Origin of the sequence: Sulfitobacter noctilucae (assembly GCF_000622365.1) — a bacterium.
In the GTDB taxonomy this organism is placed as follows: Bacteria; Pseudomonadota; Alphaproteobacteria; order Rhodobacterales; family Rhodobacteraceae; genus Sulfitobacter; species Sulfitobacter noctilucae.
On the sequence record NZ_JASC01000014.1, the window covers coordinates 1,800,732 to 1,814,866 of the forward strand.

A 14,135-nucleotide genomic window follows, 5' to 3' on the forward strand; every position below is an offset into this window, starting at 1 on the left:
TTACCCTTTCCCGATTGGGAAGCTGCTGACATATTCTTCGGGCGTCGCAGGATCAAACGTCTTGCCCATGATCATATGCGACTTGTAGGTCACGTCGGGCGCGTCGTATCCGAGGTCTTCCATGACCTTCTTGCAGTCGGCTGCCAGATAAACCTGTTCCGCCACGCCGCGGTAATCCACGTTACCTTCGATATAGCCCCAGCGTTTCATCTGGGTCAGGATCCACACGCCCATCGAATGCCACGGGAACGGATCGAAATCGATCCTGTCGGGCACGCGCTGTACCTCGCCCAACCCGTCGGCATAGGTTCCTGTCAGAACCTGTTCAATAACGGTTACCGGCTGGTTCAGATAGTTCGTCGGAGCGATCGCCGCCGAAATTTCTTTGCGGTTTTCCGGAGCAGAGGCATATTGCGTCGCGTCAATGATCGACTTCAACAAAGCGCCGTAGGTGTTCGGCAGTTCTGTTGCGAAGGACAGCGGTGCAGCAAAGGCGCAGCATGGATGACCTTCCCAGATTTCCTTGGTCAGTACATGAATGAAGCCGATGCCCTCATAGACGGCACGCTGGTTGAACGGATCAGGCGACAGATAGCCATCGAGGTTACCAGCGCGCAGGTTCGCAACCATTTCCGGCGGTGGCACTACGCGGATCTGGATGTCGACATCGGGGTCCAGCCCAAACTCGGCCACATAATACCGCAGCAGGAAGTTGTGCATGGAATACTCGAACGGCACGCCGAAGGTGAAACCCTTCCACTGGCTCGGATCCCGCTTGTCGAGGTGTTCATTCGACAACACGATGGCCTGTCCATTGATATTTTCAACGGCTGGCATGATGTAGGGTTCCGCAACCGACCCCGCGCCCAGCGTCATCGCCAAGGGCATCGGCGTCAGCATGTGCGACGCGTCGTATTCTCCGTTCAGAGACTTGTCGCGGGCAACGGCCCACCCAGCGGTTTTGATTACCTGAGCGTTCAGACCATAGCGTTCATAGAAACCCAGAGGCTGGGCCATGATAATCGGGGTGGCGCAGGTTATCGGCACGAAACCGATGTTCAGGTCTGTCTTTTCAGGCGGTCCAAGTTCATCGAGGATCGCGGCTTTCGCCTCGTTCAGCGGAAAGACAGACGCAAGTGCTGCGGCCATGGTTGATCCGCCCATCATCCCCATGAACGACCGGCGTCCGATGTCGCTTTGGCCAAAGACTGACCGCACGATGGCGCTTTCAACGGCGCGCTCCATCATGCCTTCGGATGTAGACAGGTCAATGCTGTCTTCGGTGTCTGGCGTAGATGCGCTGCACGTGTGGCAACTGCAATCAGCGGCGTGCCGTAGATCAGTTTTGGATGAGAATGGATTTCCAAGTGATTTGACAGACATGATGCAACCTCTCTGTTGTTTCCATCATGTTGGCAGCGAGAAATCGACAAATGAAGGCACGCGTCAAAAACGCAAGAAATAGATTTTTCGATTAATTTCAGTGCAATGCAGAAGATTGGCAGCCGAAAAGGTTACGATAATTCGTAATTTACGAAATTTCGTATTGCAGCTTTGTGCGTTTGCGGTCCGCATAACAGGATGCTCGATACCGATACATCTTACGATTCTTTTCTTGCCGGGGCATTTGGTCCGACCCTTCTGATTGATCTTGGCCAAGATCTCATTCTGGCCACGACGGCAGAAGCTCAATCACTGCTTGCAGACGACCTGACGGGTGCCAATTTCGCCCCGTTCATCGCCGATGGACTGGATATGTTCGTTGTCTTCCTCACTGAGGTCGAGCACCGGGGTGTGGCAAGGACACGACGAGTAACCCTGCAAAGCGCAAATCAAAAATCTCTTAACAGCGAGATCACGGGGCGGGCGGTTCGCCACGAAGGACGCCCCCTGTTGCTGCTTCACATGCTCGACTTTGAAACCCTCGAACGCCGCGCTGCCGACACCGCTGCAGGCAACCTATACAACGGCGGTTTGCTAGAATGGCAAAGGGCGCAGAGTTTCTTTTCTGATCTCGAACGTGAAAACCAATTGATCCTCAACGCCGCTGGCGAGGGCATTTATGGGGTCAATGCTGATGGCAAGACAACCTTTGTGAACAGAGCCGCTCAAGAGATGCTCGGATGGACCAATGAGGATCTACTCGGTCATGATATCCATTCGAAGATCCACCATCATCACCTAAACGGAGAGCATTACCCCTCACATAAATGTCCGATCTACCAGTCTTTCCGATTTGAACAGGTGAAACGGATCGAGGACGAGGTGTTCTGGCGCAAGGACGGCAAACCGATCCGCGTCGAATATGTCTCGACCCCGATCTATGACGGCACCCAGTTGGTCGGCGCGGTGGTGATCTTTCGCGACATAACAGAACGCTGGGAGAGCGAGCGGAAATTGCGCGAGGCGATGGATCAGGTCGCGGCCCTTCACGATCAGCTCGAAGAGGAAAACGCGTACCTTCAGGAAGCTATCAACATCGAACGCGCTCATCATGACATCATCGGGCGCTCTGAGGCGATACAGGGGATCATCAAACAGATTGAGCTTGTAGGACCGACCGACGCAAACGTTCTGATCCGGGGCGAAAGCGGCGTTGGTAAGTCTCTTGTGGCGTCCGCTGTTCATGATGAAAGCAACCGCAAGCGCCGCCCCATGATCCATCTTAAGGCTGGGGCCGTGAATCCCGAGAATATCGAAAGCGAGTTGTTCGGGCAGGTTCGTGGGGCTTTCGCCGGTGCGCTGAAAGATCGGCCAGGCAAACTGGAACTGGCGCATGGCGGAACCTTATTCATTGATGAGGTCGCGGACATTCCCTTGGAAGTTCAAGGGCACCTTCTCGATGCCCTTCAGAAACGTGAGGTTGTCCGCTTAGGAGATGACCGTGCCCGTAGCCTTGACCTGCGTATCATCGCATCAACGACCAGAGACATTGACCGCGAGGTACAGGCGGGCCGCTTGAGACAAGACTTGATGCTGCACCTTGGTGTATTTCCCATTTTCTGTCCGCCGTTGCGGGTTCGTCCCGAAGACATTCCAATACTGACAGCTCACCTTCTGCGCATCGCTTGCAAACGGCTCGGGCGCAAGGTGCCAATCGTAACAGAAGGCGCAATGCGCAGGCTGCAAGACTACCATTGGCCAGGAAACGTGCGCGAACTAGCCAACGTGATTGAACGCGGTGCCATTGTTTCACAATCCAACAAATTGCAAGTAGAGATCCAAAGCCATGTTGTACCGGGTGCTATGCCGACTTCCGCGTTACTAACGGAAGCTGATGTAGAACAATTCCGCAGAGCCAACATCGTTGCTTGTATGAAAGAAGCAAACGGCCGGGTTGCTGGAAAAGACGGTGCAGCAGCACTGCTTGGGATCAAACCGACCACGCTCTACTCGCGGCTCAAAAAACTTGGACTGAGTGAGAGCGATTGGTAAAACATCGACCGCTCATTCACTCTTTCAATTAAACGGCTACAGCCGGAAAGCTTGTTCGAGGCGTGGACAAGTCCAACACCTGTGAACGACCGATCTCGCGACATATGCTACGCAGCGCCGAAAACGTTGCTGCACCAGCGAGAGAATGCTGCGTCAGCAGTAGCTGCGTGAGCAAAAGGCCGGTTTGTCCCGCATCTTAGCGGTTCGCGACCTGCGCGGCGAAGGTCAGCTATCGTAAATTCGCGTCAACGGGCGAGAGTCTGTTTTGAGCTGACAGCAGTCATCGGGACAACTCAAAGAAAGTGACCTGCTCCCTGAGAGTCCTCGATTATGAGTTAGCTCTGTTCAGGTTCTGGTCTTCCTTTGACCGATTAGCATATTCCCACGGTGTCATGCCAGTCAGGCTTGAGTGTGGGCGGTGGTGGTTGAAGTCGTCGCGCCATGCCGCCCCTAAATTGCGGGCATGGCGCAAGCTGTCGAACAGGTGCTCGTTTAGCAGTTCATCGCGCATGCGACCGTAGAAGCTTTCAACGAAGCCATTCTGCATCGTCTTGCCCGGCGCGATGTAGTGCCAGTCGACCTTGCGGTCCTCCTGCCATTTCAGGATGGCGTTGGAAGTCAGCTCCGTCCCATTGTCGCCGACCACCCTGCAGGGGTAGCCTCGCATCTCTGCGTTCCGGTCCGGTTCCCGGCCAACCCGGATGCCGGACAGCGATGTGTCGACAACGGCCGCCAGACATTCCCGGCTGAAGTCGTCGATCACGTTCGGAATCCGGAACCGGCAGCCGCAGGACAGGCTGTCGGAGACGAAGTCGAGGCTCCACCGCTGGTTCGGCCCCTGTGGGATCGCCATCGGGGATCTGGTGCCCAAGGCACGCTTTCTGCCACCGCGTTTGCGCACGGTCAGCCCCTCCTCTTTGTAGATCCGGTCGAGTTTCTTCCAGTTCACAGACCAGCCTTCGCGCCGCAGCAGAAAATGCAGACGTCGATACCCGAACTGTCGCCGCTCAGAAGACAGGTCCTTCAATCGTGCCCGCAGGTCAGCATCTTCCGATCGGGTCGGCAGTCGCCGATGGACACGCGGATCGATCCCTGCCAAAGCGCAGGCCCGCCGCTGACGGTATCCCTTCTGTGTCATGGCACAGTCCACGGCACGCCGCCGCGCAACAGGCCTCAGAAGTTTTTCCCAGCATTTCCTTCAATGTAGACACGTCCATCATCTGTTCGGCCAGCAGCTTCTTGAGCTTTGCATTCTCGGCCTCCAGCCCTTTCAGCTTCTTCGCATCTGACACTTCCATGCCGCCAAACTTGGCACGCCATTTAAAAAAGGTCGCATCGCTGAGGCCGTGCTTACGACACAGCTCCTTCGCGCCAAGCCCTGCCTGATGCTCCTTCAGAATACCGATGATCTGTTCTTCCGTGAACCTTGATCGCTTCATCGTCTGTCTCCTTCGATAGGAACAGACTAACCCAAAACTGCGCACTTTTCAGGCGAGCAGGTCAAGGATTTTTGCCCCTCTTAAGCAAGAATCTTATCTGAAACGCTCGAAACGTTGACGAACGGCTGCTTTAGCAAATGCTCGCTACCTTTTGTGTCGCAGTTTCTCAATAAATAAAGCGCATGACGCTCAGCTGCCGCAGTAGTTGCATGAACTGGGGTGCACATCAGCGATTGTTGTTTCCCCCAGCCGCTGCACAAGGCCTTTGATTTCGCCATCCCAGAACTTCTTCGTGCCGCTTTCAGCAGCGGGGAGCTTCTTTACATAGGTGTCGGTGAGATTTGGCATTTTGTCGGCTACAACATCAAACAGTAGGTGACAACAGGATGCACTATGCCAAAAATAAGTCAATTGAACCATACATTTAAGGGTAATATGCGACAGGGTGATACCTAGGTCACTTGCTTGTAAGGCTGAGGTCTTACCATTAAACAACGCCCGCTCGGCGTGATCCGACCTATGTCATGCTCGTTCTGAGGTCAAATATCTGACAGGGTATCTCCTGCAATTTCGCGCAACCCAGTGCCGGCGGAATGAGGTCGGATCGGAACATTGTACACGGGCTTGCGTCTTCCGAACCAAGCTGGTCCAAAACAGCAGTCTTTTGGTTCAATGCACGGACCAAGCACCATCACGCGCTTGTGCGTGACCTTTGGTAAAATTGCGCTATCGTGTCGCCATCAATCCAATTGACCTACGGCGGACGGTAAGCATGACCTCTTTCTGGAAACAACTTGTGATCTGCGCCGTTCTGATCGCCGGTGCTGCCCTTTCCTGGCAGAACCGAGAAGGATTGATGAACCTCTGGAGGGCGTCGGCTGCCCCTGCCCCGCAGCGTCAGGCCCAAGCGGATGGTATCCCCGTGATCGCGGCGCAAACCACCAGCGTTCAGGATGACCGAAGCCTCTCGACCATCGGCACCGGTTTTGCCTTCCGGTCCATTACCCTGCGCGCGCCCGCCAGCGGTGCTATCACCGAATTCAACATCGCACCGGGCCGCAACTTCGCCCAAGGCGATATCCTGATGCGTCTGGAAGATGCCGATGAACGTTTTGCCGTGTCTCTGGCACAGGCGCGGCTGAATCAGGCCAGTGATGAACGCGACAGGTTCAGCCGTTTGCAAGGCAGCGGCGTCGCCTCTGCCAGCCGTTTGGAAGAGGTGCAGACCAACTTTCAAGTAGCCAAGATCGAGTTCGAACGGGCCGAGGAAGACCTGAGCAACCGTGTCCTGCGTGCGCCCTTTGACGGAATCACCGGCCTCGCATCTGTTGAGATTGGCGACCGGATCGCCACCGATGACACCATCGGTAATTATGATGACCGCAGCAGTATTCTGGTGGAATTCGATCTGCCCGAGGCTTTACTCAGCCGCGTGTCCATCGGCCTTGGCGTTACAGCCCGCACGCCTTCTGTTGAAGGGCGCAGCTTCGAAGGCCAGATCAGCGCTATCGACAGTCGCATCAACCCCACCACCCGCACGGCACGGGTCCGGGTCGCCATTGACAATACGGCAGACCTTTTGCGGCCAGGCGCGTCCTTTGCGCTGCAACTGGATCTGCCGGGCGATACATTTCCTGCGGTGCCTGAGCTGGCACTGCAATTTGCCGATGGCGCACTCAAGGTATGGCGTGTGACCGAGAGTGTCACTGAACAGGTCGAGGTGCGTCTGGTGCGCCGCCGGGGGGGGCTGGTGATCGTCGACGGCCCGCTAAGCGAGGGTGATCTGGTGGTGGTAGAGGGCACGCAAAGGCTGCGCAGCGGGACCAAGGTCAATGTGCTGAACGCGCCCGAAGGCCCTAGCACATGAAATTCGCGGGTCAAGGCATCAGCGATCTCAGCGTGCGCCGCCCCTATCTGGCGGCCGTTTGCAGTTTGCTGATCGTCCTTGCGGGCATCGGTTCGCTGTGGGGCATCGAAGTGCGGGAATTGCCCGATGTGGACCGGCCCATCGTGACGGTCCGCGCAAATTACCCGGGGGCTTCTCCCACCACCGTGGATGCGGAGGTCGCATCATTAGTCGAAGGGGCCGTGGCCCGTGTGGCGGGTGTGCGCTCCGTGCGGACGTCTTCGGAAGAAGGCAATTTTCGCATGCGGGTCGAATTCACCCCCAGCCGCAATCTGGACAATGCGTCAAACGATGTGCGCGAGGCAGTGGCACGGGTGGAAAACCGTCTGCCCTCCGGTGTCGAAGACCTCTTTGTCGTAAAATCCGAACAGGATGCCGACCCGATTGTCGATATCGCGGTCTGGAGCGACACAAGGTCCATTGACGAGCTCACCCGACTTGTCGAAGACGCAATCGCCACCGAATTCACCGCCCTTGATGGCGTGGCCGAGGTGGCGCTGTTTGGGGACCGAGCACAGGTCTTGCGGGTTGAAGTGCGCCCTGACCGCTTGGCCGCTTTCGAGCTGTCGATCGGCGAGGTGGCCGAGGTGCTGCGCGCAGCGCAATTCGATGTGCCTGTGGGTAGCTTTGGTTCTGGCGCATTGGAGGTACTGGTCCGTGCCGATGCAACCGTGTCCAGCCCGGAACGGATCGAAGACCTGATCTTGCGCGACAACATTCGGCTGGGCGATGTGGCAACCGTCTTTTTCGGCCTCGCCTCCCCCGAAAGCGTGGCGCGGTTGGATGGCCGGATGATCATCAGCCTCGGCATCGTGCGACAGGCGCAATCAAACACGGTCAGCATCTCTAATCAGATGGCCGCTGCTGTCGAAAGGCTCAAGCTGCGCTTTCCCGATCTGGGGTTCCAGATTACCAGCGATGCGGCGGTGTTCATCAAAGGCTCCATCGCCGAGGTGGTCAAAACACTCGCCCTTTCGCTGATCATTGTGATTGCCGTGATGTGGGTGTTCTTCGGCAGGCTTTCTGCGACATTGATCCCTGCGATCACCATCCCTATCGCCCTGATCGGTTCGATGGCGGGCATCTGGCTGCTGGGCTTCTCCATCAACCTGATCACCCTTCTGGCGATGGTTTTGGCGACCGGATTGGTTGTAGACGACGCCATCGTGGTGACCGAAAACATCCAGCGCCGCAGACAGGAAGGCATGGGCCCAAAAGCCGCCGCTGTTCTGGGCTCGGGTCAGGTGTTCTTTGCCGTGATCGCCACCACCATCACGCTGATTGCGGTCTTTGTGCCGATCTCGTTCCTGCCCGGTGAAGCAGGCAGGCTGTTTACCGAATTCGGTTTCGTACTGGCCTTTACCGTTGTCATTTCGTCCTTTGTGGCACTGACCATGTGTCCGATGCTGGCTTCCTTGGGCGATCCTTTGGGCAAGGGGGGCGGGCTGTTTGCAAAACCGGGTATCTGGATTGCGAAACTCTACGCCGCCATAGTGCGCCCGATGACCCGCGCACCCTTGGTCACGATTGTTGCGGCCAGCATCCTCGCCGGTGGCGCGTTACTGGTCTACGGCGATCTGGGCGAAGAGCTGGTTCCGCCGGAGGATCGGGGGCAGGTCTCGGTTTGGATACAGGGGCCGGATGGCACCAGCCTTGATTACACCGACCGTCAGGTGGTGCAGGTTGAAGAAATCCTGCAGCCCTATGTCGACATGGGCGTAGGCGAACCGCTCTACTCCATCACTGGGCGGTACGACCTGAACCGCGGCGCAATAACGATGGGTCTGATCCCCTGGGAAAACCGGGAGATGTCTCAGGCAGATATTCAAGCTGAAATTCGCGGCAAGCTGGCCCGGATCCCGGGCGCGCAAAGCCGCATCCGCAGCGGCAACAGCCTTGGGTTGCGAGGATCATCGGGTGGTGGGCTGAGCATTGCGCTGACCGGACCGAATTACCCCGAAATCGCCGCGGCGGCTGATGCCTTTGCGCAAGACCTGAACGAGGTTGCGGGCCTGTCAGGCGTACGTATTCAGTATCAGGCGACGCAACCACAGCTGAGCATCGGTGTGGACCGTGCCCGTGCCTCTGACCTGCGGGTGCCGATGTCGACCCTCTCCGCCACGCTACGGGCGCTGGTGGACGAGGACGAAATCGCGGAGCTGACGATCGATGACAAGGCCGTGCCAGTGATCCTGCAATCCGCTGCCGGAGCCGTGCGCGACCCTGTAGATTTGATGAGCCTTTACGTCCGCTCTGACGAAAACGAGCTGATCCCGCTGAGCCAGATCGTTACGCTGGAGGAAAAAGGCGTCGCTGCGGAGCTGGACCGCCATGCCCAGCGCCGCGCCATCGAAATCGACGCCTCTGTCGCACCCGAAGTAAGCCTGCGGGAAGTCATCGAAGACGTCCGCGCCCTGTCACAAGAAAAATTGCCCGATGGCATCGGCCTTATCTTTCTGGGGGAAGCCGCCTCGCTCGATGAAACCTCATCGGCACTGATGGCAACCTATGTCATCGCGCTGCTGGTGGTGTTTCTGGTGCTGCTTGCGCAATTCGAAAGCCTGACCAGCGCCATTGTTGTGATGATGACCGTCCCCTTCGGCGTCTGTGCGGCGATCTATGCCATGCTGCTGACCGGGACCACCATCAACATCTACAGCCAGATCGGCATTCTGGTATTGATCGGGGTCATGGCGAAAAACGGCATCTTGCTGGTCGAATTCGCGAACCAGCTGCGTGACGAAGGCAGTACCGTGATCGAGGCCGCACTCGAGGCTGCCAAGGCGCGCCTGAGGGCGATTTCCATGACGCTGATCTGCACAGTTATGTCAGGCCTGCCCTTGATCCTTGGGAGCGGGCCGGGGGCCGAGGCCCGCGAGGCGATTGGTTGGGTCATTGTCGGCGGGTTGGGGCTGGCGGCGGTGTTCACGCTGTTTCTGACCCCTGCGGCCTATGCGCTGGTCAGCGGGCTGACCGCCAGCCGCGCTTCAAGCGCGAAGGCGTTGGAAGATGAATTGGGAGCCTTGGAAAAGGCGTGAGCTAGGAGGTCTCAGGTTGTGGGCGTCCACGGTTCGGGGGTCACATAGACCATGTCATCCCCGGCGCTCACCAATACCTCACCGTCCTGAATATTGACCTGAAGCTTCATTGCCCGGCTCGCGATTTTCGCCAGCGCTGCGGTTTCGGCCTCCGGCAGGTTCACCACCTCAAGATTATCAAACCGGGTGGTGCTGTTTTTCACCTTGTCCCACCAGATTTCAGCGGTCTTGCCACCGTAGGCGTAGATGACAACCTTTTCCGCTTTGCCACAGGACTGTCGCAACACCTTTTCACTAGGCAGCCCCAAACTGATCCAGACATCCAATTGACCGCTCAGGCTTTTCTGCCAGATGTCCGGCTCGTCATCAGTGGACAGCCCCTTGGTCATTTCCAGATGCTCATGGGCGTTCAATGCAAAAGCGACAAGCCGTACCATCAGCCGCTCATCCGTCTCGGACGGATGCTTGGCCACGGTCAGCTTGTGCGTCTCGTAATAGTGGCGATCCATATCAGAGACGGAAAGTTCGACTTTGTAGATGGTGGCATTCTGCGCCATAGCTGTTCCAGACTATCAGAAGGGGTGTATGTCCCTTTCTGATCGTCTTTGATCCGCCGGCACAAGGACAAAGCGCTTTTAGATACGCATGCGTGGCACGCTGTCGGGGTCAAGCTTCAACTCCACGACAATCGGGCCGCTGCGGGCATTTACCGCCTCGATCGCGCTTTCCAATTCTTCTGGCGAGGTGACTGTCACCCCTTCCCCGCCCAGCGATTGCGCAACAGCGGCAAAAGAAGGCCATGTGAACTGTGTCAGGCCCGGATCCATCTTCCGGTCGAGCATCTGGATATGCTCGGCCCCATAGGCCGCGTCGTTACAGATGATCACGATCAGATCGCGCTTGGTACGCACAGCGGTATTGAATTCGTTCAGGCCCCCCATCATGAATCCCCCGTCCCCGGTGAACAACACCACAGGCCGGTCCGGTGCGCCATGTGCCGCGCCGATGGCCTGTTGCATCCCCTGCCCGATGGCAGCGAAATTGTCACTCATATGAAAGCTGTTGGGGTCCGGTACGCGCACCCGGCACCAGACTTCGGTGATATAGCGCCCGCCATCGGTCAACATGATGCGGTCTTGCGGCAGCGCTTCGTTCAAGCGGTCCAGCGCAAATTCTAGGTTGATACAGCCCTCGGGTGCCTTTGTGGCATCTCCCTTGGGGTGCTGGGAAATATCGTGATCCGGCAGTTCCTTGGCAAAGCCTGAGGGCGTAATCTCAGCCTCGTCCAACCAATAGAGGATGTTGTCGGCTGTCAGCGCTGCATCGGCGATCAGCGTAGCGTCTGCCTGATAAAAGCGGCCTGTGTCGGCGGGGCTGTTGTTGATATGGACCACACGCTTGCCCTCAAGCAGCGCGCCGCGATCCGTCGTCAGAATATGCAGCCACGCGCCAAAGGCGATTACACAATCCGCTGCTGCGATCACGTCATAGGCCTCTGCCGTGCTGAGTGTGCCGAAATAACCGATGTTGTTGGGGTGGCCTGCAAACAGCCCTGTGCCTTTGAGCGTCGTCGCCAGCGGGGCCTCCATTCGTTCGGCCAGCGCGATCAGGTTGTCACGCGCACCGACGGCCCCCGCCCCGGCAAGGATCAGCGGGCGCTTGGCCGAGGCGATCATACCGATGGCCTTTTCGTGCACTGTGCCTTCCGTCACTACAGTTGGGGCGTGCTCAAAGGGAAAGACAGCGGGCTTATGCGCAACCTCAGCCCACATCAAATCGGACGGAATGTTCAGAACAATCGGCCGCCGTTCCTTGCGCGCACGATAATAGGCCGTGGCCACATCGCGGGCGGCGGTTTCGGGCGATTTGACCTGCTCAAACCCCGCGCCGGTGGCTGTGACCACTTCACGCTGGTCGATGTTCTGCATGTGGAACGGTGCTGTCACCGGCGTGTCCCCACACAGCAGGATCATCGGCCGACGCCCCACCACGCCTTCGCGCAGGGCCGTGAAACAGTTCGTCAGCCCCGGACCCTGGGTCACGGTAGCAATACCCACCTTGCCGGTCACTTGGGTATAGGCAAGCGCCATCAGCACCGTGCCCCCTTCATGCGCCGCAGGGACCATCGTGCCACCACACCCGGTCACAAAATGGTTAGCCAGAAACAGATTGGCATCCCCCACCAGCCCGAACAGCGTATCGCTGCCGTGGTCCTTCAGAGCCTGCGCGATGGATTGATGCATGTATTTGATTTTCTCTGACATTTCTGTCCCTTGTTATCTCTCTTGGGCTGTCTGCGCGGCCTGACGCACGCGCGGATGCTTTTGTAAATTGCGAAGTTGCGCTCTGGTCATTCTGCGTCGTCCTGCACGTTCTTGCGCAAGAACCAGATGAACGAAGCTACCGACAGTATGAGAAGTGCCGCCGCGACGGGGCTTTTGAAAACCTGCGTCAGATCGCCGTTGGTCAATGACAGCGACTGGGCGATGGATTTCTCGAACCGAGGCCCCAGAAAGAAGGCGATGATGAAGATGACCAGCGAATAGCCAAAGCTGGCCATGACATACCCCAGCACTGCAAAGATCAGCATGATCGACACGCCAAAAAGCCCGTTTGTCGCCATCGACACCCCGACAAAGCACAGCAGCAAAGCCGAGGAAAAGATGATCGATTCCGGAGCCGAGACGACCTTGATCCAGAACCGCAGACCCAATTGCCCGACCCAAAGGTTCAGAAAATTAGCCATCAGCATCGCACCGAACAGACCGTAGACCAGACGCCCTTGGTTTTCGAACAAGAGCGGCCCGGGCTGCATCCCGTGGATCATGAAAGCGCTGATGATCAGCGCGGCCCCTACGCTGCCTGGAATGCCCAGAGTCAACAGCGGTATCAGGTTCGCGCCGACCACCGCCGAGTTGGCCGATTCAGCCGCAGCGATGCCGTGCAGATTGCCTTTGCCAAAGCTTTTGGGGTCTTTTGATCCTGCCTTGGTCATGGAGTAGGACATAAAAGCCGCCGCCGTCGACCCGATGCCCGGCAGTGCCCCCAGAACCGTGCCGATCAACGCGCCACGCATCATGGTATAGCGGCAGGTCCAATATTCGATCCATGTCACACGCCGGTCATCGGGGTTACCGGTGTCGGCCACAGTGATCGCCGCCCGTACATTGCCATGCGCCAGAGACAGCCGGTGCAAGATCTCCGAAATCGCCAGAAGCCCGATGGCCACCGACGGCAACGGCAGCCCGTTAAACAGATCCCAGAAGCCGAAGATCAGGCGTGGGGTAAAGTTTTCGGGGTCGGTGCCGATGGAGGCAACCAGCAAGCCAAGTGCAGCGGCGATGATGCCTTTGGTCAGCGAAGTACCGACCAGTCCTGCAAGGATCGAGAAGGCAAAGATCATCAGGGCGACAATTTCGATCGGACCCATCCTCAGGGCCAGAATGGCCAAAGGTGCGGAAATGGTGATCAAAACAATGTCGCTGAAGGTATCGCCGGTGACCGACGAAAACAGCGCCATCTTGGTGGCCTTCAGCGGCTTGCCCTGTCTGGCGAGCGGATAACCGTCCAGCGCCGTGGCCGCCGCGTCGGGTGTGCCGGGGGTATTCATCAGCACCGCGGGTACAGCACCACCGACCAGACCGCCTTTGTTTACGCCGACGAGAAAGGCAATCGCGGGCAGCGGATCAAGCCCGAAGGTAAAGGGAATGGCAATCGCCATCGCCATGATCGGGCCGATGCCCGGCACCGCACCGACGAATTGCCCCAGCACCACGCCCAGCAAAACAAACATCAGGTTATAGAGTGAGAAAGCGTCGGAAAATCCGGCGAGGATTGTCGCGAAATCAACCATGATCCATGTTCCTCATGGCAAACCGCGCCCCAAAAGCTGTGTGACCACAAACCAAATCAGGGCCGGCATCAGGACCACGCCACTGATCAGCCACAGCGGCCTGCGCTCTCCAATCATCCACATCAGGGCAAAGGCAAGCACGGGGGCGACAAACTCGAACCCGAACTTCGACATCCCGTAGATGCCTGCAATCAACAGCAGCACATAAAAGCCGGTGATCGCCATCCGGCGCGGATCGCGCATCTGGTGCTTGGTTGGTTTGATCACCAGAAACGCGCCACTGACGGCGATGATGATCGAAATGATATTGGGAAGCGTGTTGGGCGCTAGGCTGCCGCCCTCTGCTGTTTCGACGTAGACCGGGATGACCAGAAAATACATCGCCAGTCCGAAGAGGCAGAAAAATGCGCCTGAAATACGGTCTGAACTGCTGCTCATTGCGGTCCCTTTCATATGCAAAAAGC

The 14,135-nt window shown here is 57.6% G+C and carries 10 protein-coding genes; 3 read left to right on the plus strand and 7 right to left on the minus strand.

All coding sequences use genetic code 11. The features are described 5' to 3' along the window. On the minus strand, positions 1-1,383 hold the full coding sequence (locus Z945_RS0118890) for a CmpA/NrtA family ABC transporter substrate-binding protein (RefSeq protein ID WP_025053651.1): 1,383 nt from the start codon (positions 1,381-1,383) through the stop codon (positions 1-3). Between the two features lie 198 nt (positions 1,384-1,581). On the opposite strand from Z945_RS0118890, the gene Z945_RS0118895 reads away from it, so the two are divergent. Further along, positions 1,582-3,435, plus strand: a complete 1,854-nt coding sequence (locus Z945_RS0118895; RefSeq protein WP_025053652.1) for a sigma-54 interaction domain-containing protein — start codon at positions 1,582-1,584, stop codon at positions 3,433-3,435. 328 nt (positions 3,436-3,763) lie between these two features. On the opposite strand, the gene Z945_RS0118900 is transcribed toward Z945_RS0118895, so the two are convergent. Together Z945_RS0118900 and Z945_RS20750 are read right to left on the minus strand one after the other, a co-directional pair. Then, positions 3,764-4,874, minus strand: a protein-coding gene (locus Z945_RS0118900) for an IS3 family transposase (RefSeq protein ID WP_152541145.1) whose coding sequence is annotated in 2 segments (ribosomal slippage) — positions 3,764-4,619 and positions 4,618-4,874 — 1,113 coding nt in all. Because the reading frame shifts where the segments join, the coding sequence is not laid out codon by codon here. A 189-nt stretch (positions 4,875-5,063) separates the two neighbouring features. Next, on the minus strand, positions 5,064-5,222 hold the full coding sequence (locus Z945_RS20750; RefSeq protein WP_174412339.1) for a hypothetical protein: 159 nt from the start codon (positions 5,220-5,222) through the stop codon (positions 5,064-5,066). A 424-nt stretch (positions 5,223-5,646) separates the two neighbouring features. Here Z945_RS20750 and Z945_RS0118915 point away from each other — a divergent pair, with 424 nt between their 5' ends. After that, positions 5,647-6,741 (plus strand): efflux RND transporter periplasmic adaptor subunit, encoded by a 1,095-nt coding sequence (locus Z945_RS0118915; protein WP_025053655.1) that lies wholly within the window; start codon positions 5,647-5,649, stop codon positions 6,739-6,741. Further along, a complete protein-coding gene (locus tag Z945_RS0118920; RefSeq protein ID WP_025053656.1) occupies positions 6,738-9,818 on the plus strand; it encodes an efflux RND transporter permease subunit in 3,081 nt (1,026 codons plus the stop codon). Before Z945_RS0118915 ends, Z945_RS0118920 begins: the two co-directional genes overlap by 4 nt. An 11-nt stretch (positions 9,819-9,829) precedes the next feature. Here the strand turns inward: Z945_RS0118920 and Z945_RS0118925 are convergent, their stop codons facing one another. The 4 genes from Z945_RS0118925 to Z945_RS0118940 all read right to left on the minus strand — a co-directional run bounded on the left by Z945_RS0118925 (position 9,830) and on the right by Z945_RS0118940 (position 14,109). Further along, positions 9,830-10,375 (minus strand): YaeQ family protein, encoded by a 546-nt coding sequence (locus Z945_RS0118925; protein ID WP_025053657.1) that lies wholly within the window; start codon positions 10,373-10,375, stop codon positions 9,830-9,832. Between the two features lie 78 nt (positions 10,376-10,453). Continuing rightward, positions 10,454-12,082, minus strand: coding sequence for a thiamine pyrophosphate-binding protein (locus tag Z945_RS0118930; protein ID WP_025053658.1), 1,629 nt, complete (start codon positions 12,080-12,082; stop codon positions 10,454-10,456). An 86-nt stretch (positions 12,083-12,168) separates the two neighbouring features. Continuing rightward, positions 12,169-13,671: a tripartite tricarboxylate transporter permease gene (locus Z945_RS0118935; protein ID WP_025053659.1), complete on the minus strand. Its 1,503-nt coding sequence runs from the start codon at positions 13,669-13,671 to the stop codon at positions 12,169-12,171. Between the two features lie 12 nt (positions 13,672-13,683). Next, positions 13,684-14,109, minus strand: a complete 426-nt coding sequence (locus Z945_RS0118940; protein ID WP_161634104.1) for a tripartite tricarboxylate transporter TctB family protein — start codon at positions 14,107-14,109, stop codon at positions 13,684-13,686. Positions 14,110-14,135: the final 26 nt, after the last annotated feature.